Origin of the sequence: Micromonospora sp. NPDC049004, assembly GCF_040649315.1 — a bacterium.
Classification (GTDB): Bacteria; Actinomycetota; Actinomycetes; order Mycobacteriales; family Micromonosporaceae; genus Micromonospora.
This window is the reverse complement of record NZ_JBEZFG010000003.1, coordinates 1-24,671: the sequence shown is the minus strand read 5'-3', so window position 1 is coordinate 24,671 and position 24,671 is coordinate 1. Positions and strand designations below refer to the sequence as shown.

Below are 24,671 nucleotides of genomic sequence, written 5' to 3'. Positions count from 1 at the left end.
CTCCAAGGGCGGTGCACACGGCGGTGCGGAATTGAGCGGCGTGGACGAGGCACGGCATCGGCCCACAAGATCGCGGGCGGGCCTCGCGTTGTTACTGTGGCACCCGTAACATGAGTCGTCAAGAACGATGTGCCAACAGCGCGGAGGCGCTCAGGGGTCAGCGGGACCGCGGTGCGGCGGTCGACTCCCGGACGATGAGGCTCGGCTGCGCCACCGATTCGCCGGCACCCTCGCTGCCCAGAAGGAGCGCGACTGCGGCCGCCCCCGAGCGGTAGAAGTCCTGGCGGACAGTGGTGAGCGGCGGGTGGCAGTACGCCGCCAGCTCGATGTCGTCCACGCTCACTATCGACACGTCCGCAGGCACCGACCGGCCGCGCTCGCGCAACGCCCTGATCACGCCGAACGCCATCTCGTCACTGGCCACGAAAATGGCCGTGACCTCGGGAATCATCGCGAGGATCTGCCCCTGGCGGTAACCGGATTCGGGCGACCAGTCGCCCTCGAGCGCTGGCGGCGCGTCGATCCCGGCGGTGGTCAGGCACTCCTGCCAGCCCTGCCGGCGCTGCCGTGCCTCGATCCACTCGTCCGGCCCGGCCACGTGCCACACCTGGCGGTGCCCGGCGTCGAGCAGGTGCTGGGTGGCGATGCGCCCGGCCTCGTGCTGGTCGATGCCCAGCACCCGCGCACCTGTGGTGCGCGAGCCGTCGACAGTGACGGTGGGGATGTCCCGGGTGATGTCCTCCATCCGCTGGGTCACGGAGATCAGCGGGACCGCGATGATGATGCCGTCGACGCCCTGGTCGGACAGCTTGAGCAGGGACTTTTCCATCATGGCGGTGTCCAGCTCGGCGAGGGTCGCGATGCTCACCGAGTAGCCCGCCTGCCCGGCCGCGGCCTCCACCCCGGCGGTCACCGCGGAGCGCGAGTAGTAGCCGCCGGCCTGGAGCAGGACCAGGCCGAGGGTGAAGCTGCGCCCGGACGACAGCAGCCGGGGGGCGCCGTTGTACCGGTATCGGAGCTGCTCGACGGCGGTGAGCACGCGCCGACGGGTCTCGGCGTTGACGTTCGGTGAGTCGCGCAGGGTGCGCGAGACCGTCTGTGCCGACACGCCGGCGGCCCGTGCCACGTCAGCCATGCTCGGCTGCTTGCCACTCATTGTCGCCTCGGTCATCCCCGTCGCCCTCCCGGAACGTGCTACGGGCGCATCCTACCGGCATTGTTACGAATGGCACGGGTAACATAGGCTGCCACCATGATCGAGACCACCCGGCGGGGCAGCGCGGTAGCGCCGCCGACGAGACCCTCTCCCGCACTCGGCTGGCACGACCGCCAGCTCTACCGGCACGGAGTCCCGCACCGCATCCTGTCCGGCGCCCTGCACTACTTCCGGGTCCACCCCGAGTTGTGGCGCGACCGGATCCGGCGGCTCGCCGACCTGGGTCTGAACACCCTCGACACGTACGTGCCCTGGAACTTCCACCAGCCGTACGCCGATCGCGCGCCGCGCTTCGACGGGTGGCGCGACCTCGAGGCGTTCATCGCGCTCGCCGGCGAGGAGGGTCTCGACGTCGTCCTGCGGCCCGGCCCGTACATCTGCGCGGAGTGGTCCAACGGTGGACTGCCGGCCTGGCTCACCGCCCGCGACGTGGCCCTGCGCACCTCCGACCCGGCGTTCACCGGGCCGGTCGGGCGGTGGTTCGACGAACTCATACCCCGCATCGCGCGGCACCAGGCACACGCCGGTGGGCCGGTCGTGGCCGTGCAGGTCGAGAACGAGTACGGCAGCTACGGCGACGACGAGGCGTACCTGCTGTGGAACCGCGCCGCCCTGCTCGACCGCGGTATCACCGAGCTGCTGTTCACCGCCGACGGCCCCACCGAGCTGATGCACGACGCGGGTACGGTGCCGGGCACGCTCGCCGCCGCCACCCTCGGCTCGAAGCCCGAGGCCGCCCGTGCCCTGTTCGCCCAGCGCCGACCCGACGAACCGTTCGTGGTCGCCGAGTACTGGAACGGCTGGTTCGACCACTGGGGCGAGCGGCACCACGTCCGCGCAGTGGACAGCGCGGTCCGCACTCTGGACGCCATCATCGCCGAGAGCGGAAGCGTCAGCCTCTACATGGCGCACGGCGGCACCAACTTCGGGCTCTGGGCCGGCGCGAACGCGGAACGAGGCCGGCTCCAGCCCACCATCACCAGCTACGACTCCGACGCGCCGATCGCCGAGGACGGGACACTCACCGCGAAGTTCCACGCCATGCGCCGGGCGCTCGGCGCCACCGGGCCGCTGCGGGTACCCGAGCGGATGCCGGTCCTCGCGCCGGCGCGGGTGCCGTTGACCCACCACGCCGACCTGATCGCCGGCCTGCGTGCGGTGCCGGCGCCGGAGTCGACCGGGCCCCGGCCGGCCACCTTCGAACAGCTCGGCCTGGACGCCGGGATGGTGCTGCTCACGGCCCACCCGAAGATCCCCCCGGGCGAGCACACGATCATCCTGACCGACGTACGCGACCGGGCCGTCGTCCTCGCCGACGGCGTGCCGATCGGGGTGGCCGACGGTGCGCATCCGGAGATACCGATCCACGGCACCGGGGCGGCCGTGCGCCTGGAGGTCCTGGTGGAGAACCTGGGCCGCGTCAATTACGGCCCGTTGGTCGGACAGCACAAGGGCCTGCTCGGCCCCGTGCTCGTCGATCGCCGGATGGTGCACGGCTGGACGAGCTCGGCTGTCGCCCTGACCGAGTGGACACCTGACGACCTGCGTCGTGCGGCGGGTGCCGGACCGGCCAGCACCGGCGCCGGCTTCGCGGTCGCGACGGTGCGCCTCGACGAGCCCGCCGACACCTTCCTGGCCCTGCCCGGCTCCGTGCACGGCCTGGTCTGGGTCAACGGGTTCCTGCTCGGCCGCTACTGGGACATCGGCCCGCAGGTCACCCTCTACTGTCCGGCACCGCTGCTGCGCAGCGGCGAGAACACGGTTGTCGTCCTGGAGACCGACCGGCTCGGCTCGGTCCTGGAGTTGCGCGACCGGCCCGAGCTGGGCCCCACCGAGGAGTACGTCGAGGAGTTCGACTGACCGTCGGCCGGTGGTCAGCGCGCCGGTCGCGCGGCGTGCCTGCGCACGACGTCGGTGCCAGGACGGCGGCGGCAGCGCGTCGGGCCCCGGACGCCCGCGTGGACGTCCGGGGCCCAACCGGCTGGTCAGTGGCGCCTGCGGTGACGGCGCTTGGTGAACAGGAATGCCAGGCCGACAGCCAGCAGCGCGGCACCGCCTCCGGCGGCGGCGAGCGGCAGGGTCGTCGAGCTGTCCTCGGCGGCGGCGGTGAGCTCCTCCGGGCCGGTCTCGGTCACCGGTTCGGAGCTGTCGCCCATGGCCTCGGTGGCGGCGCTCGCGCTGGGGGTGGGGGTGACGGCGCTGGGGGTCGGGGTAGCGGACTTCGAGGGGGACGGGTCGAGGGAGGCCAGCGAGTCGCCGTTGAGCGCGACCTTGACCTTGGCCTGGCCGCCCCCCGAGGAGACGACGGCGATGGACACCTTGTTCGCCTTGTCCGTCAGTTTCGTGATGGCGTCCGTGTTGGGCGGTGCGTTGTTGGCGGCGGTCTTGTTCGCCGTCGTGGTGTCGATGAGGGACGAGGAGCCGTAGGAGCCCTTGGGGACGCGGTAGGCGTGCACGCCCTCGAGCTTCGCGTCGAAGTTGCCGGCCGCATGGCGGTACTCGATGACGAGCCGGTCGCCGCCCAGGGCGATGTCCAGGGCGCGGACGCCGCTGCCCTTGCCGTGCAGTGAGCGCAGCGTGTAGACGCCGGACTTGGTGACCTTGACTGATGCCCCGCCGCCGAGCCATCCGGCACGGATCATCTCCGGCGCGGAGAAGCCGGCCGGCCGGTACCCGCCGGCCATGATGCTCGTGTGGCTGGCGCCCGCCTCCTTGCACGCGCCCAGGTTGCCGCCCGTGCACTGGACGCGACCCTGGTGACCGAAGCCCAGGTTGTGCCCGAGTTCGTGGCCGACGACGTCGATGCCACTGGCGGTGCCGTACAGGTTGATCCAGGTGGTCGGGCCGGGCAGGGTCGCGAGGCCGGCCCAGGGGCATTCGGTCTTCTGTGCCGGAAAGACGATCGAGAGGCTTTCGTAGTCCTTGCCCGCGACCAGTCCTCGTTTGGCGAGTTCGTCCCGGGTCATCTGGTTGATCTTGCCCTGCGGGCAGCCGGCGGCGCTCAGGTCCAGCTTGATCGGGCCGAGGAACTGCTCCTTGATGGCGGGTACCACTGTGTACTGCCCGCGCGAGACCTCGGACAGGAACGACGCGGCCGAGTCGCTCTTCGCCCCGAAGTAGGTGTCCGGCGTGGACGCCTTCACCTTGTCCGGGAACTGGAAGGAGGCGTCGCTGAACTCCACCAGGACGGGGAGGATCTTTCTCTTCACCGGTGCGGCGGACGCAGGGGTGCCGGGGAGCATGGCGGTGGTCAGCACGGCGATGCCTGTGGCCAGAGCGATGCGGCCGAGGGCAGACAGCTTCATGGGGTCCGGTTCCTTCGAGGGGATGCAGGGCGCCAGGGACGCCGACGTCCGTGACACTGTCGCTTCGCCTGGATATCCACTTTGAAGTACCAGGGAGAGTCAGTTAATCGGACATCCAATGTCTGATGTCGTATGACCGTAGGGCGCATCAATATCTTCGTCAAGTGCTCGCCGAGAGCGGCGGGGGATATCGTGCACGTCGTGACGCACGAACGTGAGCTGCTCTCACCTGTCGATCTGTGCCAACGGAACGGGCGGCTCAATCCCGCGGCGGTGGGCTGGACCCGCCGCCCCCTGCACACCGCGAACCTGCGCGGCTGGGGCCGGACCAAGCGATGGGAGTACTGGGGCATCGTGACCCCACGGCACATCGTCGGGCTGGTCGCCTCGTCGCTGGACTACGCCGGTGTGCACAGCGTCTACGTGCTCGACCGGGACAGTGGCACCGAGACGAAGGCCGACGTGGTGGTGCCGCTGGCGCGGGGGACGACGCTCCCGCCACGGTGCGGCGTGGGCGAAGCGGGAGCGCAGGGCGGTGACCTGGCGATCCGGATCACCCAGCGCCCGGACGGCACCGCCATCTCGGCGAGTGCCCCCGGCGTACGGCTGGCGGTGGACGTGCCGTTGCCGGCCGGTCACGAGTCGCTCGGCGTGGTCGTGCCGTGGAGCCCCACGCGATTCCAGTACACGGTCAAGGACGTCGGCCGCCCGGTCCTCGGCACGCTGGACCTGCACGGCCGGACGTATGAGATCGGTGGACCCGACGCGTTCGCCGTGCTGGACCACGGTCGCGGCAGGTGGCCGTACTCGATCGCGTGGAACTGGGCCGCCGGCGCCGCGCCGGGACGGGCGATCCAACTCGGCGGTCAGTGGACCGACGGCACCGGGGTCACCGAGAACTGCCTGTTCGTCGACGGCCGCCTGCACAAGATCGGCGAGGAATTGCGCTGGACGTACGACAGGTCCGACTGGCTCCGCCCCTGGCGGATCAGCGGGGAACGGGTCGAGGCCGAGTTTCAGCCGTTCCACGAGAAGGTGGCCCGCACCAACCTGGGTGTCGTCGCGAACGAGACGCACCAGTGTTTCGGGCACTTCTCCGGCTGGGCGACGACGGACGACGGTACGACTGTGCGCCTCGACGGGCTCGTCGGCTGGGCCGAGGAGGCACGCAACCGCTGGTAGTGGGTCAGCGTGGGGCGGCGATCGGTGGCGTCGACGGCCCGAAGGTGGTCAGGAACCGGTCCCGGAAGGTGTCCATGGGCCACACCGGAGCCTGCGGGCCCGGGCGCAGGCCGTCCTGCCAACCCCAGCCGCTAACCCGGTCCAGCACCGCCGGGTCGCGGGCCACGATGGTGATCGGCACGTCCCGACTGGCGCCCTCGCCGGTCACCACCGGGGCCGGCTGGTGATCGCCGAGGAAGACCAGCACCAGATCGTCGTCACCGTAGGTCTGGACGTAGGAGATCAGGGCCTGGAGCGAGTAGGCGACGGCCTGGCGGTAGCCGGCCCGGATCCGGCCGGTGTCCCGGTCGTCGGCGTCGCCGTCGTCCTTCGCGCCGGAGTCGCCGTGGTAGATCGAACCGTCGCCCACCTCGTCCCAGCCGATCATGCGGGGCACCGCCGTCCACGGTGAGTGGCTGGAGATCAGCGGAATCTCCGCCATGATCGGACGGTCGGCGCCGGCGCGCACCCGCCGCTGGAAGAACGACAGCGTGTACTGGTCGGGCATCGGCGCGTAGCTGAACTTCGGGCCCCGGTAGCCCAGCGCCTCGGCGTCGTAGTACCTGTCGTACGAGAAGAATCCCTGCTCCGGCCACGGCTGGGTGGCCGCCGGCAGCACCCCGACGGTCTGCCAGCCCGCCCGGCGGAACGCGCCGTTGAGGGTGAGCCGGTCGCTGGCCAGCAGGCTCCGGTGCCGCTGCTCGTTGTCCGTCCACAGACCGGACAGCAGCGTGTCGTGCGCCAACCAACTGCCCCCGCCGAAGGTGGGGGAGGTGAGAAAGCCGCTGCGCGCGCCGTACCCGGCCGCGCGCAGCCGCTCGGTGCCGGTGTCCAGCACCGCGTTGACCTGCGGCGCCAGCTGCGGATCCTCGACGGCGTCGCGCCCGTAGCTCTCCACGAAGGCGAGGACGACGTCCTTGCCGCGCAGCCCGGTCAGCAGCTGGTCACCCGGGACGTCCTGGAACGGGTCGGCGTCGATCTGGGCGGTGAACCGTTCCCGGTCGTGCAGCCGCGCGTCCACCTGCTCGGCGTGCGCGCCGACCAGCGCGGTGGTCCCGGCGTCGGCAACCGGCACGCCCGGGACGATCCGCACGCCGACGACGGCGCAGAGGACCCAGGCCACGGTCAGGGCGGCCACCGCCCGGGTCGCCACCCGCTCGTGGCCGACCAGCAGCGCCGCCAGCCGCCGCACCGCCGCGGTCGTCACGAGCAGCAGCACACCGACCAGCAGGACGACGCCGACCACCGCGCCGATCGCGCCGGCCCGCCCCGCCGAATCCCGCACGAAACCGAACGCGTCGTCCAGCAGCAGCCAGTCCAGCACCAGATCGAACGGCCGGTCGAGGGCCGTGCGAAAACCCAGGTCGGCGAGCTTCACGATGGCCAGCAGACCCAGCAGCGGCCCGAGCACGGCCACCACCACCCGCCGTGGTCGCGGCGGCAGCGCCAGCAGCAGCGCCGCGACCAGCAGACCCTCCAGCGGGATCCGCACGAACGCGCCGGGCGTCAGCTCGCCGAGCCGGTCCGGGCCGACCAGGACGGCGTACACCAGCAGAACCGCCAGCACCGTGCCCACCCACCCCAGCGCCCGCCGCGCACGGCCGCGCGGCACCGACGACACCACGGGCGTACGCGCCGACGCGTCACCGCTCGACGCGGGGCTCGGGCGGCGCCGGCCGGTCAGCCGGCGCAGCCGGGCGGGAAGGGTCATCACTGCCTCCAGTCGGAGTGGACCGTACCGCCCGAGCGGGCCGCCAGCGCGGGCGTGGGCACCGGCAGCAGCGGCGGTACGACGACCGGTGCGTGCCCGCCCAGCGGCAGCAGGGGCACCGCCACCGGCGCGGCGATCGGGACCGCGGGCGGGGTGCTCGGCGGTGGGGCGGGCGCGGTGGTGATCGCCACGACCGGCAGCGGGTGGGACCGCCGAGGGGCCGGGCGGCGACGCCACAGCCAGGCCACGTCCCGGCCGAACGACTCGACAAGCAGCGTCAACGCCGTCACCAGGACCACTGTGGTCCACGGCTCCGGCAGCACCCGCGCGGCGGCGACCGCCAACAACACGCCCTGCGCGGCGGCCACCACCTTGCGCCAGTAGCGCGGCGGCAACGTACCGCGCAGCCAGGGCAGCACGGCGCTGGCCGCGACGAAGGCGTACCGCATCGCGCCGATGGCCAGCACCCAGCTCCCCGCCGTCGGGGCGACGTACACGCTCAGGACCAGGATGAGGAACGCGTCGACCTCCATGTCGAAGCGGGCCCCGAGCGCGCTGACCGTGCCGGTGCGCCGGGCGACCTGACCGTCCACCGCGTCCAGCAGCAGGGCCACCGCGCTCAGCGCGACCAGCAGCCCCACCGGCGTCGGGTGGCCGAACGAGTCCACCACCAGCGCGGTGACCGCGCCGACCAGAACGGCCCGGGTCAGCGTCACCCGGTCGGCGGGGCCGAGCCGCGACGCGCCGGACAGGTGCAGGCCCCGGCTCAACGCGAGGCAGGTGAGCGCGGCGTAGCCGGCGCCGGCCAGCCAGCCCGCCGTGCTCAGACCCACGGTGGCGGCCAGTGCCGCCAGCACGACCAACTGGGCGCTCAGCCCGATCACCGGACCGCTTCGAACTGTGGGCACCGTACCTCCGTGTTTATGATCGACGACCCCGACAGGGAACACGGAAATCAGGGCCGTTCGGTTCGACCGGGACAAAAGGTGAGGTGTGCGAGGGTGATCCGCGAGGCGTACGCCTGCTGGGTGCGCGAGCCCGGCGCGGCGGAGATCCGGCCGGTGTCGCTGCCCGTGCCGGGGCCGGACGAGGTGCTGGTGCGGGCCCGCTACTCCGGCGTCAGCCGGGGCACCGAGACGCTGGTGTTCGCCGGCCGGGTGCCAGTGGACCAGTACGCGTCGATGCGCGCCCCGTTCCAGGAGGGTGACTTCCCCGGCCCGGTGAAGTACGGCTACCTCAGCGTCGGCGTGGTCGAAGAGGGTCCGCCGGAGCTGCTCGGGCGTACGGTGTTCTGCCTGCACCCGCACCAGAGCGCGTACGTCGTGCCGGCGACCGCCGTCGTCCCGGTGCCGGACGACGTGCCGCCCGCCCGCGCGGTGCTCGCCGGCACCGTCGAGACCGCCGTGAACGCCCTGTGGGACGCCGCGCCCCTGGTCGGCGACCGGGTCAGCGTGGTCGGCGCGGGCATGGTGGGCTGCTGCGTCGCGGCGCTGCTGGCGCGTTTCCCCGGCGTGGACGTCGAGCTGATCGACACCGACGTACGCCGGGCGGGGGTGGCCGGGGCGCTCGGTGTCCGGTTCGCCCGGCCGGGCGACGCGACCGGCGACCGGGACCTGGTCGTGCACGCCAGCGCCACGTCCGCCGGGCTGCAACAGGCGCTGGACCTGCTCGCGCCCGAGGGCACGGTGATCGAGTTGAGCTGGTACGGCGACCGCCCGGTGCAGGTGTCGCTGGGCGGGGCGTTCCACTCCCGACGGCTCACCGTGCGCAGCAGCCAGGTCGGCATGGTCGCGCCCGCGCGGCGGGGCCGCCGCAGCTACGCCGACCGACTGGCGCTGGCCCTGGACCTGCTCGACGACCCGGCGTTCGACGCGCTGATCACCGGCGCGTCCCGGTTCGCCGAGCTGCCCGACGTACTCGCCCGACTGAGCACGGGTGACCTGCCCGCGCTCTGCCACCTCATCACCTACGACGACGGGGAGTGACAGTGTTCAGCGTGACAGTTCGGGATCACATGATGATCGCCCACAGTTTCCGGGGCGAGGTGTTCGGCCCGGCCCAGCGCCTGCACGGGGCGACGTTCGTGGTGGACGCGACGTTCCGCCGGCCCGACCTGGACGCCGACGGCATCGTCGTCGACATCGGTCTGGCCACCGAGCAGCTGCGGGCCGTGGTCGGTGAGCTGTCCTACCGCAACCTCGACGACGAGCCCGCGTTCGCCGGGATCAACACCACCACCGAGGTGCTGGCCCGTACCGTCGCCGACCGCCTGGCCGATCGGGTGCACGCCGGTGAGCTGGGCCCCGGGGCGCGTGAGCTGGCCGGCATCACCGTCACCCTGCACGAGTCACACGTCGCCTGGGCCAGCTACGAGCGGTCGCTGTGATCGATACGGGCCGGCCGACGCCGGCCCACGCCGCCAGGGTCGTCGGCCCGCACCGCCGTACGGTGCACGTCGTCCTGCCCGGCGACATCGACGACCCGGCGGCGCCCAGCGGCGGCAACACGTACGACCGGCGGGTCTGCGCCGGGCTCGGCGAGCGCGGTTGGCTGGTGCACGAGCACCAGGTGCCCGGAGCGTGGCCGCACCCCGACCCGGCCGCGCTCGCCGCGCTGGCCCGGCTGCTCGCCGCCGCGCCGGACGACGCCGTGGTGCTCGTCGACGGCCTGATCGCCTCGGCCGTGCCGGAGCTGCTCGCCCCGCACGCGACACGGCTGCGCCTCGTCCTTCTGGTGCACATGCCGCTGGACGACGAGGCCGAGGGCCGGGCGCTGGCCACCGCGCGAGCCGTCGTCACCACGAGCGAGTGGACCCGCCGTCGCCTGCTGGCCCGCCACCGGTTGCCGGCCGACCGGGTCCGGGTCGCGCCGCCGGGGGTGACGCCCGCACCGCCGACGCCGCCCGGCTCGGCAGCCGGCCACCGGCTGCTCTGCGTCGCCGCGGTCACCCACCACAAGGGTCACGACGTGCTCGTCGACGCCCTGTGCGTGCTGGCCGGGATGCCCTGGACGCTGGTCTGCGCCGGCACGCTGGCCCGGGAACCCGAACTGGTGCAGCGGCTGCGCGACCGGCTCGCCGGCGCCGGCCTGTCGGAACGGGTCCGGCTGGCCGGCCCGCTGACCGGCCCGGCGCTCGACGCCGCGTACGCCGCCGCCGACCTGCTGGTGCTGCCGTCGCGGGGCGAGACGTACGGGATGGTCGTCACCGAGGCGCTGGCCCGCGGCGTGCCGGTGCTGGCCACCGAGGTGGGGGGCCTGCCCGAGGCGCTGGGCCGCGCCCCCGACGGTGACCTGCCCGGGCTGCTCGTGCCGCCGGACGACCCGGCCGCCCTGGCCGGGGCGCTGAGCTGGTGGTGGGGCGACGACGAGCTGCGGGCGCGGCTGCGCCGGGCCGCGCTCGCCCGGCGCGACACCCTGACCGACTGGCCGGTGACGACCGCGCGCCTGGCCGCTGTGCTGGAGGAGGTGGCGGGATGACCGTCGAGGAGACCCTGCCGTTCGCCGACTGGCTGCGTCTGCGCGAGCCGGCCGACGCGGCGGCCCGCGCCGAGGACCTGGTGGACGCCGTGCGGCCCCGACTGGCCGGCGGCGATCCGATCGTGATCCACGACCTGGGCAGCGGCACCGGCTCGATGAGCCGCTGGCTCGCGGCCCGATTGACCGGGCCGCAGCACTGGGTGCTGCACGACCGGGACGCCGACCTGCTGTCCCGGGCCGCCGACGGCATGGCCGGGGTGACCGCCGCCGACGGAGCGCCGGTCACCGTCGACACCCGCTGCGGCGACCTCACCCGGCTCAGCGCCGCCGACCTGTCCGACGGCGCGCTGGTCACCGCGTCCGCGCTGCTGGACATGCTGACCGCCGAGGAGGTCGAACGGGTGGTCGCCGCCTGCGTCGACGCCGGCCGTCCCGCCCTGTTCGCGGTCTCGGTGACGGGCCGGGTCCGGCTCACCCCGCCCGACCCGCTCGACGCCATCGTCGAGGAGGCGTTCAACGCGCACCAGCGGCGTACCGTCGACGGCCGCCGGCTGCTCGGCCCGGACGCGGCCGACGCCACCGCCGCCGCGTTCGCCCGCCGGGGCGTGCCGGTGCGGGAGCGGCCCAGCCCGTGGCGGCTCGGCCCGGAGCAGGCCGACCTGGCCGCCGAGTGGTTCCGCGGCTGGCTGGACGCGGGCTGCGAGCACCGCCCGGAACTGACCGGCGCAACCCGGGCGTACGCCCAGCGCCGGCTCGCCGACGCCGCCGCCGGCCGGCTCGGCGTGCTGGTCGAGCATCGGGACCTTCTGGCCGGCGGATGAACCGTCGACGCCCTGGGTACGTGCACTAGAGAGAGTGGACGATCTTCAGGGAGGACCGGCGTCGATGGTGTGGGCCTGGGCACGAGTGGTCGGCGGGGTGGGCCTGCTCGCCGCCCTGCTGTGGCAGGTGGGCGGCGGCCCGTTCCTCGCGGGCGTACGGCTGATCAACGCGCCGGCGCTGGCCGCGGCCCTGCTCATCGGTGTGCTCACCACTGTCTGCGCGGCCTGGCGGTGGAGTCTCGTCGCCGGCGGCCTCGGCGTACGACTGCCGCTGGCGACAGCGGTGGCGCACTGCTACCGGGCGGTGTTCCTCAACGCCACGTTGCCCGGCGGGGTGCTCGGGGACGTGCACCGGGCGGTACGCCACGGCCGCGACGCCGGCGACGTCAGCCGGGGCATCCGCGCGGTGGTCTGGGAGCGTACCGCCGGTCAGGTGGTCCTGGTGGCTGTCGCGCTGGTGGTGCTGGCGGCGTTCCCGTCGCCGGTGCGGCCGTACCTGCCGGCCGCCGCCGGCCTGCTGCTCGCGCTCGGGCTGGCCGTCGTGCTGCTGGCGCGGTGCCTGCCCGACGCCGGTAGGTCCCGGTGGGCCCGCGGCGTCCGCACCGCGGTGGCGGACGTGCGGTCCGGGCTGCTGGCCCGGCGGACCTGGCTCGGCGTGCTGGTCGCCTCCGCAGTGATGGTCGCCGGGCACCTGGCCACGTTCCTGCTCGCGGCACGGACCGCCGGTTCGGACGCTCCGCTGACTAGGCTCCTGCCCCTGACCCTGCTCGCCCTGCTCGCCATGGGCCTGCCCCTGAACGTCGCCGGGTTCGGCCCCCGCGAGGGCGTGGCCGCGTGGGTGTTCGGCGCGGCCGGACTCAGCGCGGCCGAAGGTGTCGCCACCGCCACCGTCTACGGCGCACTCGTGCTGGTGGCCAGCCTGCCCGGCGCGGCCGTGCTGCTCGCCCGCCGGGCCCGCAATCCCACCACCACTCGGGAAGCCGCCTTGCGCGGTGGCTGTTGAGTCGTGGTGAGACGGTACGCGTCGCCGTCCCCCGACGGCGCCGGACAAAGGAGTCCCATGCCCGAAGCACTGCCGGTCGCCACGGTCCGTACGCAGGTCACGGTGCCGTTGGCGTTTCCCGACGGCTACACCACCACCGTCCGGGTGTTCACGTTCAAGGGCCTCATCGACGGTCGGGAACACCTCGCCCTCGGCCTGGGCGACTGGGCCGGGGCGCTGGACCGGCTCGCCGCCGGTGGCGAGCCGCCGCTGGTCCGCCCGCACAGCGAATGCCTCACCGGCGACGTGTTCGGCAGCCAGCGCTGCGACTGCGGGCCGCAGCTGCGCGAGGCGGTGCAGCGGATCGCCGAGACCGGCGGGTTCCTGCTCTACCTGCGTCAGGAGGGCCGGGGCATCGGCCTGTACGCCAAGCTCGACGCGTACGCCCTGCAGGACGCCGGGCTGGACACCTACCAGGCCAACGTGGCGCTGGGCCGGGGCGAGGACGAGCGTGACTACAGCGCCGCCGCGCAGATGCTGGCCACCCTCGGCGTGCCGCGCGTGCGCCTGCTCAGCAGCAACCCGGACAAGGCCGAGCAGTTGACCCGGCTCGGCGTGGACGTCGTCGAACGCGTCCCCACCAGCATCTTCCTGTCCCCGGCCAACGCCGAGTACCTCGCGGCGAAGGCCGCCAAGGCGGCGCAGGTCGAGGCGGCGGAGGCTGAGGCGGCGGAGGCCGAGGCGGCGCAGGTCGAGGCGGCGCAGGCGCCGGCGCCGGCGGGTCGTACCCCTGACGGGCCCGTCTCCCGATGAGCTGCCGGCCGGCGTCGCCACGGCCGTACGTGCTGCTGAGCTGCGCCACCAGTATCGACGGGTACATCGACGACGCCTCCGAGCAGCGGTTGCTGCTGTCCAACGACGATGATCTCGACCGCGTCGACGCGGTCCGGGCCAGTTGCGACGCGATCCTGGTCGGCGCCGCCACGGTCCGCCGGGACGATCCCCGCCTGCTGGTGCGGTCCGCGTCCCGCCGGGCCGAGCGGGTGACGTGCGGGCGGCCCGCCTCGCCCACGAAGGTGACCCTGACCGCTCGGGGAGACCTCGACCCGACCGCCCGGTTCTTCACCGCCGGCGATCCCGACCGACTGGTCTACTGCGCCAGCGGAGTGCTGGACAAGACCCGCGAGCGGGTCGGCCGGCTGGCCACCGTCGTCGACGGAGGCGACCCGGTCGACCTCGCCTGGATCCTCGCCGACCTGGCGGCGCGGGGCATACGCCGGCTGATGGTCGAGGGGGGCGGGACGGTGCACGCCCAGTTCCTCACCGCCGGTCTCGCCGACGAGCTGCACCTGGTGGTCGCCCCGTTCTTCGTCGGCGACCGCCGGGCGCCCCGGTTCGTCGGGGAGGGGAGCTTCCCCTGGCACCCGGGACGCCGCGCCCGACTGGCCGAGGCCCGCCAGATCGGCGACGTGGTGCTGCTGCGCTACGCGCTCTCCGACCGGTGCCGCGATGCCTGACGGCGGCGCAGCAGGTACACGATCGCGCTGAGCAGGAAGAGCGTCGCGCTGAGCACCAACCAGCGCACGAGGTACGGGCGCTGGGTCTGGCCGGTGGCCGCCTCGTGGGTCGTCTCGCCCCAGCGCAGGATGCCGGGGGAGTAGACGACGAACAGCAGCGCCGTGCCGAGCGCCGGCACCCGCAGGTGGTTGAGCAGCGTGACCCGGTCGCGTACCACCGCGCGCAGCACCCGGTCGACGCTCGCGTACACCGGAAACAGCACCAGGTCGTGGGCGATGACCGCGCCGACGAACCAGAGCAGCATCCGGCCGAACGTCGCCTCCTGCGCCAGCCGCAGCGCCACCCAGCCGGCGAGCACGATGACCGCCGTGACCAGGACGAAGTGCCACGGCGCGGCGCCGTAGGCGGCGCGCAGTCGGCCGGCCCGTCCCGCGGTTGGCCTGTCTCGTCCCGCGGTCGGCCCGTCCCGCTCAGCCATCGGCCTGACCCCGGAAGTCGATCTCGGCGACCCACTTCGTGCAGTGCACCCCGGGCAGGGCCGGCACGATGACCCGAGCCGGGTAGCCGTGGTCGGGGGCGAGGTCGACGCCGTTGACCCGCAGGGCGAGCAACGAATCCGGATCGAGGATCTGGTTGGGGGCGAGCACCGCCGTGCGGAACAGCCCGGCCTTCTCCAGCGACGACACGCGCGCCGAGGCCGGGTCCGCGACACCGGCGAGCGCGGCCAGGTCACGAAGACGGACGCCGATCCAGGTCTGCCGGGTCGACCAACCCTCCACGCAGGAGATGGGTAGGTCGGCGGTGTGCTGCGCCATGGCGAGCAGGCCGGGCCGGTCCAGGGTCACGGTCCGGCCGCCGCCCCGCAGCGTCAGCCGCCAGGACGCGTCGGTCTGCTCGGGGCGTACGCCAGCGGCGGCGACGGTGCGGTTGACCGGGAAGCCGTTCGGCCCGGTGCCGGGCTGTCGTCCGCGGGGCAGCAGCAGCGCCGTGCGCCGCAGCGGGCCGTCCAGGCTCTGCCCGATGGTGACGACGGCGAGCAGCAGCGCCCCGCCGCCGACCAGTCCGACCGCGCCGCGCCGGCTGACCGTCGCCGGCGCGGGTTCGGCGGCGACCAGGCCGTCCGGGTCGGGCGGTTCGGGTCGGGTCGCGGCGCGCGGGGTGCGCAGCTCCGTGCCCAGCGGGCGGGACCGCAGCGCGGTCACCAGCCGGGGAAACTTGATGATCACGTGCGCCACGAAGGCGCCCGTGAAGATCCACGCTCCGAAGTAGTGGGCGGTGTAGAAGTCGAAACCGAACACGTACGAGTACTGGATGTTGAGCAGGCCGGTGGCGATCTGGAACAGGATCCCGCCGACCAGCAACAGCAGCGTCAGCCGTTCCAACACCTGGGCCAGGGAGCGGGCCGGCGGCCAGTCGAACAGCTTCGGCAGCACCGACCACAGCTTGCCCAGCACCACCGGGACGAGCACGATGCCGAGCGTCACGTGCAGCCCCTGGGTGACCCGGAACAGCCACGACGGCCGCGTCGGCCAGTCGAACGCGGGCAGCCGCAGCCAGCCCACGTTCGTCGGGAACGCCTGGTCGAACTGCGGGCCGTAGGCGGCGTAGTCGAGCAGGCCGGTGATGATCACCAGCGGCAGCGCCACCAGCAGCACCGAGCCGTAGACGGCGGTGAGCCAGGGGCCGCGCAACGGGCTGCGCCAGCTTCGTTCGACGGCGTCCACACCCGGTGGGGCGTGCTGCGCCACCCCTCGCCAGAACCCGCGCGGAGCGCCGTAGCCGTCCGCGTCCGTTGCCCGGGTCCCGCTGCCGCTCGGGCCGGGTCTGCTAACCGGCACCCGCTGCCCCTTCCTCGCCGTCACACGCCTTGTCGTCCACACCGGTCGGCCCGGCCGGGCGCGTGGGGCGGCGGCGGGCACTGCCGGCAGGTTAGACCGCGGGGGTACGGCCGGGCCGGGTTTACCGCATTACCGAACGCTTACCGGGGCGCGGGCACCCGCCGAGCTGTTGCGAACTCCTTACGGGTCCGCCGAACCGGCCCGCCGGGCGTCCCGTCCGCCCTAGCGTGACCGGCATGCGCGTACTGGTCACCGGCGCGGCCGGGTTCATCGGGTCGCAGGTCGTCGACCTGCTTGTCGAGCAGGGCCACGAGGTGGTGGCGCTGGACGCGCTGCTGCCCCAGGCGCACGGCGGTGAACTGCCTACCTGGTCACGCGGGCACCACGTGGTCCACGGCGACGTCCGCGACGGCCCCCTGCTGGACCGGCTGCTCGTCGGCGTGGACGCGGTCTGTCACCAGGCGGCGATGGTCGGCCACGGCCTCGACCCGTCGGACGGCCCCGACTACGTCACGCACAACGACTACGGCACGGCGGTGCTGTTGGCGGCGCTGCACCGGGCGGGCATCGGCCGGTTGGTGCTGGCCAGCTCGATGGTGGTCTACGGCGAGGGGCGCTACGCCTGCCCCGAGCACGCCACGGTGCGCCCCGCGCCCCGCCGGTCCGAGGACGTGACAGCCGGCCGGTACGACCCGACCTGCCCACACTGCGGCCGAGGACTCGATCCGGTGCTCGTGCCGGAGGACGCGCCGCTGGAACCCCGCAGCACGTACGCCGCCAGCAAGCTCGCCCAGGAGCACCTGGCCGCAGCCTGGGCCCGGCAGACCGGCGGCGCGGTGTGGGCGCTGCGGTACCACAACGTGTACGGCCCCCGGATGCCCCGCGACACCCCATACGCCGGGGTGGCATCGATCTTCCGGTCGGCGCTGGCGGCCGGCGTGGCGCCCCGCGTGTTGGAGGACGGCCGGCAACGGCGGGACTTCGTGCACGTCACCGACGTGGCGCGGGCCAACCTGCTGGCCCTGGACAGCAGCGCGCCGCCCGCCACGCTGGTGCCGGTGAACGTCTGCTCGGGCGAGCCGCACACGGTCGGGGAGTTGGCCGTCACCCTGGCCGAGGCGATGGGCGGGCCCGCCCCGCAGGTGGTGGGCGGGGCCCGCGCGGCCGACGTGCGGCACGTGGTGGCCGACCCCCGCCGGGCCGTGGAACTGCTCGGCTACACGGCGCGCGTCGGCTTCGCCGAGGGTGTGGCCGGCTTCGCCACCGACCCGCTCCGGGAACCAGCCGCCGTCGCAGGCTGACCGACCGCCGCCTGCCGCCCGTCCACGCCGAGTGGTGCGCGCGCTGGGGATGCTCGCGCCGCGCGGTGCTTGACGGGCGGTGGTGCTGGCTCGGGCGGTGGTGCTCGCTCCGGTTGGCGCGCGCGGTGACGAGCCGGTACTGCCGTTGAGCGGTATGACGGTGAGTCATAAATATTCCTCAGAGTCATACCGCTCAACGGAGTGGCGGGGTGGCCGATGGGGCTGCGGCGGGGCGGCCAGGCCATGCGGCGGCGGGACCAGGCGGCCGGGTGGTGCGGCGGTGCGGCCGGGCGGTGCGACGGCGCCTCGGCGCGGCCGTTGGTCAGGAGACCGTCCAGACCAGGTGGTTGACGGCCAGCGCGGTGAGCGCCTGCGCGGCCAGCCACCAGCGCCGGGACCCCGTCGGCAGGTGGGCGGTGGCCACCAGCAGCCACACCACGAACGGCAGCCAGATCCGCTCCACCTCGGCCTTGCTCAGCCCGGACAGGTCCGCACCGAGCACCGCCACCAGGGCGGCCAGCGGTAGCAGCACAGTGGGCCCGGCTGCGCGTACCGCTGCTGCCGCAGGCGTGGCCAGCCGGCCGACGGCCCGCCACCCGCTCGCGGCCGCGCCCGGCCCGAATCGCGGCCCACCCGGCGCCGGGCCGCCCGCCGGGGTGGGGGCGGCCGCCGGCAGCGCCGCGCGCAGCCCCGGCCACGGCGACCGTGCGCCCGACAGCACGCGGCGCAGCGCCGGCCCGAGCACGGGCCCGGCGCTGAGCAGCAGCGCGGCCAGGTTGGCCCACACCCAGTAGGCGTACGGACGGTCGGCGGCCCAGCCCTGGTAGTACCGCTCGACGACCAGGCGGTAGCCGACCCACCAGTGAAAGCCCGCCGCGCTGAAGGTCGCGATCACCGCCGCGACCCCGACGGCGGCGGCGAGCAGCGCGCCCCGACGGTGCGTACGGCGCAGCGTCACCACGGCCAGCGCGAGCACACCGACCAGGAGAAACCCGTACGACAGGTACAGCGCGAACCCGAGCAGCACCCCGCCGGCCAGAGCGGCGACGCGGCCACGGACCGCCAGCAGCGCCAGGCCGGCCGCGACCACGGCGGCGAAGATGCCGTCGGCGGACGCGCCCACCCAGACCGCCCCCGGCAGCAGCACCAGGAACGGGAGCACCGCGCGGGCCGCGTCGGGTGCGCCGAGCGCCCGCAGGGTCACCGGCACCGACACCGCTACCGTCGCGCCGACGAGCACGCAGGCCAGCGCGGCGGCGGCACCTCCGCCGAGACCGATGCGGTCCAGCCAGACGAAGATGAGCAGCGCGCCCGGAGGGTGCCCGGCGGTGTGGGTGGACCACGCGTCGGGTTGGAAGTCGACGATCCGGCCGGCGAAGCCGGCCAGCATCGCCGGGATGTCGGTCACCCCGGGGACCTCGTGCAGGTACTCGGCCTGCGGGGTGAGCCGCCGGGTCAGCCCCGCCGTCCAGCCGTCCACCAGGGCCAACGACAACGTCCAGGCGACAGCGGTCGACCACGCGGCAGCCAGCAGGACACCCCACCGGGCGGTGCGCGCCCACCGGGCTCCCCAGCCCACCACCGCGACGGCCACGGCCAGTGCGGCGGGGCTGCCCCAGCCGACGTGCGGCCGCCACGTCGCGTACAGCGGAGCGGCGTCGGCGTGCAGCCCGGCGCCACGCGCGTTGAGCACGGCACCCACCAGCACGGCGGCGGCGAGCAGCGCCGCCTCCACGCCCAGCACCAGAAGGTCCCCGGCCCGGCGGCGGGGCGGGGTCCGCCCAGGGGCGGCGGCGAGAGCGGTGGTCGAGGCCATGACCACCGGACGGTACGGCGACAGCCCGCCTCCGCGCTCGCCAATCGGCGGCCCGTCACCGGACGGTAAGAAATGCCCAGGTGGTAAGGGTTCGGTAAGCACATTTGCGCCTCCACCGCTGGCTTGTCGCCCTAGCGTCGGCGGTATGCCGACTGAGATCGACGTGGTGCTGCCCTGCCTGGACGAGGCGGCCGCCCTGCCCGGCGTGCTCACCGCGCTGCCGCCCGGCTACCGGGCCATCGTGGTGGACAACGGCTCGCGCGACGGCTCGCCCGAGGTGGCCGCCCGGCACGGCGCCCGGGTGGTGCACGAGCCCCGGCGCGGCTACGGCGCAGCGGTGCACGCCGGCCTGGAGGCCGCCGATGCCGAGGTGGTGTGCGTCCTCGACGCCGACGGATCGTTCGACCCCACCGAGCTGCCGGCCCTGGTCGCGCCGGTGCTGGCGGGCACCGCCGACCTCAGCGTGGGCCGGCGACGCCCGGTCGGGGCCGGGGTGTGGCCGTGGCACGCCCGCGCCGGTACGGCGCTGGTCGCCGCGCTGCTGCGCCGTCGGGGCGTACCGCTGCGGGACCTCAGCCCGATCCGGGTGGCCCGCCGCGAGGCGCTGCTCGACCTCGGCGTCACCGACCGGGCCTTCGGCTACCCCCTCGAACTGCTGATCCGGGCCGCCGCCGCCGGCTGGCGGATCCACGAGCTGGACGTCACCTACGCGCCCCGGGCCGTCGGCACCCGCTCCAAGGTGTCCGGTTCGGTGCGGGGCACCCTGCGAGCGACCCGTGACTTCGCCGGCGTGCTGCGCACCGTGGAGGGCCCCCGGTGACCGTTCTGCTGGTGGTCGCCAAGGCGCCCGTCGCGGGGGCGGTGAAGACGCGGCTCTGCCCGCCGGCCACCCCGGCGCAGGCGGCCCGGATCGCCGCCGCCGCGCTGCGCGACACCCTCGACGCCGTCCGCGCCACCCCCGGTGTCACGCCGGTGCTGGCCTGGACGGGCCGGCTGACCGAGGCGGAGGACGCCGACGCGTTGACCGCCGCGCTGGCCGGCTGGTCGGTCCTCGACCAGCGCGGCGTCGGCCTGGGCGAGCGGCTCGCCAACGCGTACGCCGAGGTCGCGGCGGCGTACCCGGGACGGCAGGTACTCCAGATCGGGATGGACACCCCGCAGGTGACGCCGACCGGGCTGGCCGCGGCGGTCGTGCGGCTGGGTGCCACCGACGCGGTGCTCGGCCGGGCGCGCGACGGCGGCTGGTGGTCGCTCGGGCTGCGCGATCCCCGGCACGCCCGGGTGTTGCGCGACGTGCCGATGTCGACGCCGGACACCGGCCACGACACGTGGGCGGCCCTGACCGCACGCGGCCTGCGTACCGCGCCGCTGCCGGTGCTGCGCGACGTCGACGAGTGGTCCGACGCCCTCGCGGTGGCCGTCGAGGCGCCCGAGGGCCGGTTCGCCCGACAGGTCGCGGCGGTCCGCTTCGCCCTGCTGCCGGGAGGTCGTCGGTGAACCCCGTCGACACCGCCCCGATCGAGGCGACGTCGACGAGGTCGCCGGCGCGGGGGCACGACGGGTCGGCGGCGGGCACGGTGGCGGATCCGTTCGCTGCCGCCCTCGCCGACCGTGCGGCCCGAGGACGGTGGCTGGTGCACGGCGACGGTGTCCGCAGCCGGCTACCGGTGGACCGCTGGCACGGACCTGCCGAGCCGGCGGTCGTCGGGCTGGTCGAGCGGTGTGCCGGGCCGACCCTCGACCTCGGTTGCGGGCCCGGGCGGCTGACCGTGGCGCTGACCAGGGCCGGCCGGACGGCGGTCGGTGTGGACGTCTCCGCGACGGCGGTACGGCTGACGCGGGCCCGGGGCGCGGTGGCGGTGCACGGTGACCTGTTCGAGCGGCTGCCCGGCGAGGGCCGGTGGGCACACGCGGTGCTGATCGACGGGAACGTCGGCATCGGCGGCGAGCCGGTGGCGCTGCTGCGCCGCTGCCGGGAACTGCTCGCTCCAGGCGGCACGGTGCTGGTCGAGCTGGAGCCGCCCGGCGCGGGGCTGTGGCAGGGCCTGGCCCGGGTGGCCGCCGAGCAGCGCGCCGGCCGGATGCTGCTCGGCCCGGCCTTCCGCTGGGCCCGGCTGGACGCGCGCGCCGTGCACCCGGTCGCCGACGCCGCCGGGCTGGCGGTGCGGGACGTGTTCCGGCGGGGGCGACGCTGGTTCGGTGAACTGGCAACGGGCCGCTGACGCCGCGGGCGTCAGGCCGCCGGGAGGCGGACCACGAATCGGCAGCCGCCGACGACGTTCTGCACGTCCACCCGGCCGCCGTGGGCCTCGACCAGCCCGCGCACGATCGCCAGCCCCAGCCCGCCGGAGCCCTCCCCACCGGAGCGCGGCGTACGGGCCGGCTCACCCCGGAACGCCACGTCGAACAGCCGGGGCAGGTCGTCCTCCGGAATGCCACCGCAGGTGTCGGCGATCGCCAGCCAGGCGGCGTCGCTCTCACACCCGGCGTCCACCCGCACCGTGCCGTCGCTCGGCGTGTAGTGCACCGCGTTGAGCAGCAGGTTGCCCACGACCCGGGCCAGCTCGGGCTCGCTGGCCAGCACCGTGGGCCAACCCGACTCGGCGGCCACCAGCCGGATGCGGCGGGCCTTTGCCAGCGGCGCGGTGCCGGCCAACGCGTCGGAGACCACCTCACCGAGCGGCACCGCCGACAGGGTCAGGCGCAGCGCCCCGGCGTTGATCCGGGACAGCTCGAACAGGTCGTCGACGAGGCGGGTCATCCGGTCGGTCTGCAGGCGGATCCGCCGGTGGTACTCGGCGACCGTCGCCGGGTCGTCGACCACCCGGTCCTCCAGCGCCTCGGCCATCGCCCGCAGGCCGGCCAGCGGCGTCCGCAGGTCGTGTGACACCCAGGCCACCAGGTCCCGGCGGCCCTTCTCGACCCGCCGTTCCCGCTCCCGGGCCTGGGCCGCCCAGACCGCGGCCACGGCCAGTCGACGCCCGAAGTACCAGCCCACGCCGAGGCTCACGACCGCCGCCGCGGCGACCGTGAGCAGCACCACCTGGAGGTCGTGCGGAGACAGGAACATCGCCTGGGCGACCACCACCACCCCGGCCACCACGGCGGCCACGGTGACGGTGAGCAGGACACAGACGTGCACGGTGATCGACCTGTGGCGCAGCATCCGCAGGGCTGCCGCGCCCAGCAGGCCCACGCCGAGCGCGGCCGTGAGCGCCGCCCCGAAGATCAGCGCCAGGTCACGCATCGGCCGGCTCGTACCGGTAGCCGACGCCCCAGACCGTGACGATCCGTCGGGGTTCGGCTGGGTCGTCCTCGATCTTCTCCCGCAGCCGCCGCACGTGCACGGTCACCGTGGACTGGTCGCCGAAGTTCCACCCCCACACCCGTTCCAGCAGCTCGGTGCGTTTGAACGCTCGCGTCGGGTGCCGCATCAGGTGTGCCAGCAGGTCGAACTCGCGCAGAGTCAGGGCCAGCTCGCGGCCGTGCAGCCGGGCGATCCGTGGCCCGGTGGCCACCTCCAGCCCCGCGTCGGCCAGCAGTTCGGCCGCCGGCGCGGCCGGCTCACCGGCGCGGCGCAGCACCGAACCGACCCGCAGCACCAGCTCCCGCGGCGAGAACGGCTTGCCCAGGTAGTCGTCGGCGCCCAGTTGCAGGCCGAGCACCCGGTCCGCCTCGTCGCCGCGCGCGGTCAACATGATGATGGGTACGCCGTCCGGCCGCTCCCGCAGCCGCCGGCACACCTGCAACCCGTCCAGCCCGGGGAGCATCAGGTCCAGCACGACCAGGTGCGGCGGCCGGTCCTGGACGGCCTCCAGGGCGGCCAGACCGTCCCCGACGTGGCTCACCTCGTACCCGGCGTGTTCCAGGTAGCGGCACACCACGTCGCTGACGGTGCGATCGTCGTCGACCACGAGCACCCGCTGCGCCACCGGCCACCTCCCCGGGCCAGCCTAGCCAGCGGAGCGGACGGCCCCGAGCCGGGAGATCTTGCGGTTCGCTTACGTCCCGGCCGCCCCACCACGGCCGATCTGTCGGTGCGACGCGGCGACCGCACCGACCGATCGGGCCGGCGGCATGGACTGCGTACGATGCGGGGCTGAGTTTCCCTCGTCGCGGCGGAGGTATCGGCAGATGGCAGGCCAGCACGAGGGTTACGCCCTCGGTGTCGACCTCGGTACGTCCAACACGGTCGCCGTGCTGCGGTGGCCGGACGGGCGGACCCGTCCGCTGCTGATGGACGGTCAGCCGGTCAGCCCGTCCGCCGTGTACGCCGACCCGGACGGCACCCTGCACGTCGGGATGGACGCCCGGCGGTTGGCGCAGGCCGACCCGGCCCGGTTCGAGGCGAACCCGAAGCGGCGGGTGGACGAGCCGACCGTGCAGCTCGGTGACCGCGCGTACGCGCCGGCGGAGCTGCTCGCCGCGGTGCTGACGGCTGTCGGTCGGGCCGCGGTGGACGCCGTCGGCTTCCTGCCTCCGGCCGTGCTCACCTGCCCCGCTGCCTGGGACGACACGCGCCGGCAGGTGCTGGCCGACGCGCTGCTGCGGGCGGGTTGGCCGCAGGCTGCCGAGCACACCCTCGCCGGGCCGACGCCGCCGGGCACCCGGCTGCTGCGCGAGCCGGTGGCCGCCGCCCGCTACTACACGCAGGTGCTGCACCGGCCGGTGCCGGTCGGCGGCGCGATCGCGGTGTTCGACTTCGGCGGCGGCACGCTCGACGTCGCGGTGCTGCGCAACGAGGGCGCCGACCCGTGGGGTGACTCCGGCTTCCGCGTGGTCGCCGACGGCGGCCTGCCCGACCTGGGTGGACTCGATCTGGACGCGGCGCTGGTGCGGCGGGTGGGCGAGCTGCTCGGCGAGCGGCACGCCCGACGGTGGGCCCGGCTGGTCCGGCCGTCGGATGCGGCGCAGCGCCGCGACCAGGTCCGGCTGTGGGACGAGGTGCGCGGTGCGAAGGAGACGCTGTCGCGTTCGGCAGTGGCCCCGGTCGCGGTGCCGGGGGTGGCCGAGGCGGTGCGGTTGACGCGGGAGGACGTCGAGCGGGTGGCCGCGCCGCTGCTGCACCGGGCGGTGCATCGGGCCCGGGAGGTCATCGCCGCGGCCGGCCTGCGCCCCGACCAGCTCGCCGGGTTGTTCCTGGTGGGCGGCTCGTCGCGGATTCCGCTCGTCGCCCGGATGCTGCACGCCGAGCTGGGGGTGGCGCCGACGGTGCTGGACCAGCCGGAGCTGCCGGTGGCCGAGGGCGCGCTGACGGACCTGCCGCTGCGCCGAGCGCTGCCGGCGTACGCGGGACCGCAGGCAGCTGCGCCCGCGCTGCCTGTACCGCCACCGGCCGGCCCGCCAGCCCCGGCCGCGCCGGCCTTCGCGGGTCCGCCTGCGCCGGCTGCGGCGTCGAGCGCGCCGACCGTACCGTCGCAACCCGGGCCGGCGCCGGCGCGGCCGGGCGGCCCCGGCTGGCCGCC

General features: G+C 74.6%; 21 protein-coding genes and 2 pseudogenes. 14 read left to right on the top strand and 9 right to left on the bottom strand.

All coding sequences use genetic code 11. The features are described 5' to 3' along the window. Positions 1-157 precede the first annotated feature (157 nt). Positions 158-1,135, bottom strand: a complete 978-nt coding sequence (locus AB0B97_RS09660; protein ID WP_234586712.1) for a substrate-binding domain-containing protein — start codon at positions 1,133-1,135, stop codon at positions 158-160. A gap of 117 nt (positions 1,136-1,252) precedes the next feature. On the opposite strand from AB0B97_RS09660, the gene AB0B97_RS09655 reads away from it, so the two are divergent. Continuing rightward, complete coding sequence (locus tag AB0B97_RS09655) at positions 1,253-3,076, top strand: glycoside hydrolase family 35 protein (RefSeq protein WP_357492151.1); 1,824 nt, start codon at positions 1,253-1,255, stop codon at positions 3,074-3,076. 125 nt (positions 3,077-3,201) lie between these two features. On the opposite strand, the gene AB0B97_RS09650 is transcribed toward AB0B97_RS09655, so the two are convergent. Further along, the gene (locus AB0B97_RS09650; protein ID WP_357492149.1) at positions 3,202-4,521 is read right to left on the bottom strand and encodes a hypothetical protein; all 1,320 of its coding nucleotides are present in this window, start codon (positions 4,519-4,521) and stop codon (positions 3,202-3,204) included. Between the two features lie 201 nt (positions 4,522-4,722). Here AB0B97_RS09650 and AB0B97_RS09645 point away from each other — a divergent pair, with 201 nt between their 5' ends. After that, positions 4,723-5,703, top strand: coding sequence for a DUF2804 domain-containing protein (locus AB0B97_RS09645; protein ID WP_357492147.1), 981 nt, complete (start codon positions 4,723-4,725; stop codon positions 5,701-5,703). A 4-nt stretch (positions 5,704-5,707) separates the two neighbouring features. Here the strand turns inward: AB0B97_RS09645 and AB0B97_RS09640 are convergent. Together AB0B97_RS09640 and AB0B97_RS09635 are read right to left on the bottom strand one after the other, a co-directional pair. Next, a pseudogene (locus AB0B97_RS09640) lies at positions 5,708-7,306 on the bottom strand (sulfatase-like hydrolase/transferase); the annotation flags it as partial. Positions 7,307-7,671: 365 nt separating this feature from the next. Further along, a pseudogene (locus AB0B97_RS09635) lies at positions 7,672-8,361 on the bottom strand (CDP-alcohol phosphatidyltransferase family protein); the annotation flags it as partial. 93 nt (positions 8,362-8,454) lie between these two features. Between AB0B97_RS09635 and AB0B97_RS09630 the strand changes: the two are divergent. The 7 genes from AB0B97_RS09630 (at position 8,455) to AB0B97_RS09600 (ending at position 14,250) form a co-directional block, all read left to right on the top strand. After that, a complete protein-coding gene (locus AB0B97_RS09630) occupies positions 8,455-9,438 on the top strand; it encodes a dehydrogenase (protein WP_357492145.1) in 984 nt (327 codons plus the stop codon). Between the two features lie 2 nt (positions 9,439-9,440). Further along, on the top strand, positions 9,441-9,839 hold the full coding sequence (locus tag AB0B97_RS09625; protein WP_357492143.1) for a 6-carboxytetrahydropterin synthase: 399 nt from the start codon (positions 9,441-9,443) through the stop codon (positions 9,837-9,839). Between the two features lie 62 nt (positions 9,840-9,901). Beyond that, the gene (locus AB0B97_RS09620) at positions 9,902-10,930 is read left to right on the top strand and encodes a glycosyltransferase family 4 protein (RefSeq protein WP_357493411.1); all 1,029 of its coding nucleotides are present in this window, start codon (positions 9,902-9,904) and stop codon (positions 10,928-10,930) included. Then, positions 10,927-11,751, top strand: coding sequence for a class I SAM-dependent methyltransferase (locus AB0B97_RS09615; protein WP_357492141.1), 825 nt, complete (start codon positions 10,927-10,929; stop codon positions 11,749-11,751). The genes AB0B97_RS09620 and AB0B97_RS09615 overlap by 4 nt, the downstream gene beginning before the upstream one ends. Positions 11,752-11,815: 64 nt before the next feature. Further along, positions 11,816-12,754, top strand: a complete 939-nt coding sequence (locus tag AB0B97_RS09610) for a lysylphosphatidylglycerol synthase transmembrane domain-containing protein (protein WP_357493408.1) — start codon at positions 11,816-11,818, stop codon at positions 12,752-12,754. Positions 12,755-12,811: 57 nt separating this feature from the next. Next, positions 12,812-13,546, top strand: a complete 735-nt coding sequence (gene ribA, locus AB0B97_RS09605; protein WP_357492139.1) for a GTP cyclohydrolase II — start codon at positions 12,812-12,814, stop codon at positions 13,544-13,546. Continuing rightward, a complete protein-coding gene (locus AB0B97_RS09600; RefSeq protein ID WP_357492137.1) occupies positions 13,543-14,250 on the top strand; it encodes a dihydrofolate reductase family protein in 708 nt (235 codons plus the stop codon). The genes ribA and AB0B97_RS09600 overlap by 4 nt, the downstream gene beginning before the upstream one ends. On the opposite strand, the gene AB0B97_RS09595 is transcribed toward AB0B97_RS09600, so the two are convergent. Next, positions 14,217-14,729, bottom strand: a complete 513-nt coding sequence (locus AB0B97_RS09595) for a hypothetical protein (RefSeq protein ID WP_357492135.1) — start codon at positions 14,727-14,729, stop codon at positions 14,217-14,219. The genes AB0B97_RS09600 and AB0B97_RS09595 overlap by 34 nt on opposite strands. Next, positions 14,722-16,089 (bottom strand): molybdopterin-dependent oxidoreductase, encoded by a 1,368-nt coding sequence (locus AB0B97_RS09590; RefSeq protein WP_357492133.1) that lies wholly within the window; start codon positions 16,087-16,089, stop codon positions 14,722-14,724. Before AB0B97_RS09590 ends, AB0B97_RS09595 begins: the two co-directional genes overlap by 8 nt. 236 nt (positions 16,090-16,325) lie before the next feature. Between AB0B97_RS09590 and AB0B97_RS09585 the strand changes: the two genes are divergently transcribed. Further along, positions 16,326-17,390, top strand: a complete 1,065-nt coding sequence (locus tag AB0B97_RS09585) for an NAD-dependent epimerase/dehydratase family protein (RefSeq protein WP_357492131.1) — start codon at positions 16,326-16,328, stop codon at positions 17,388-17,390. Positions 17,391-17,712: 322 nt separating this feature from the next. Here the strand turns inward: AB0B97_RS09585 and AB0B97_RS09580 are convergent, their stop codons facing one another. Continuing rightward, on the bottom strand, positions 17,713-19,206 hold the full coding sequence (locus AB0B97_RS09580; protein ID WP_357492129.1) for a hypothetical protein: 1,494 nt from the start codon (positions 19,204-19,206) through the stop codon (positions 17,713-17,715). Positions 19,207-19,351: 145 nt separating this feature from the next. Here AB0B97_RS09580 and AB0B97_RS09575 point away from each other — a divergent pair, with 145 nt between their 5' ends. The 3 genes from AB0B97_RS09575 to AB0B97_RS09565 all read left to right on the top strand — a co-directional run bounded on the left by AB0B97_RS09575 (position 19,352) and on the right by AB0B97_RS09565 (position 21,428). Further along, on the top strand, positions 19,352-20,026 hold the full coding sequence (locus AB0B97_RS09575) for a glycosyltransferase family 2 protein (RefSeq protein WP_234591555.1): 675 nt from the start codon (positions 19,352-19,354) through the stop codon (positions 20,024-20,026). Continuing rightward, the gene (locus AB0B97_RS09570) at positions 20,023-20,703 is read left to right on the top strand and encodes a DUF2064 domain-containing protein (protein ID WP_357492127.1); all 681 of its coding nucleotides are present in this window, start codon (positions 20,023-20,025) and stop codon (positions 20,701-20,703) included. Before AB0B97_RS09575 ends, AB0B97_RS09570 begins: the two co-directional genes overlap by 4 nt. A gap of 134 nt (positions 20,704-20,837) precedes the next feature. Beyond that, on the top strand, positions 20,838-21,428 hold the full coding sequence (locus AB0B97_RS09565; protein ID WP_357493406.1) for a class I SAM-dependent methyltransferase: 591 nt from the start codon (positions 20,838-20,840) through the stop codon (positions 21,426-21,428). 11 nt (positions 21,429-21,439) lie between these two features. Here the strand turns inward: AB0B97_RS09565 and AB0B97_RS09560 are convergent, their stop codons facing one another. Both AB0B97_RS09560 and AB0B97_RS09555 read right to left on the bottom strand, forming a co-directional pair. Next, complete coding sequence (locus tag AB0B97_RS09560; protein WP_357492125.1) at positions 21,440-22,453, bottom strand: HAMP domain-containing sensor histidine kinase; 1,014 nt, start codon at positions 22,451-22,453, stop codon at positions 21,440-21,442. Then, the gene (locus AB0B97_RS09555; protein WP_007461060.1) at positions 22,446-23,138 is read right to left on the bottom strand and encodes a response regulator transcription factor; all 693 of its coding nucleotides are present in this window, start codon (positions 23,136-23,138) and stop codon (positions 22,446-22,448) included. The genes AB0B97_RS09560 and AB0B97_RS09555 overlap by 8 nt, the downstream gene beginning before the upstream one ends. 202 nt (positions 23,139-23,340) lie before the next feature. Between AB0B97_RS09555 and AB0B97_RS09550 the strand changes: the two genes are divergently transcribed. Then, positions 23,341-24,671 (top strand): Hsp70 family protein (locus tag AB0B97_RS09550; RefSeq protein WP_357492123.1); only part of this gene is annotated, 1,331 nt, incomplete at its 3' end.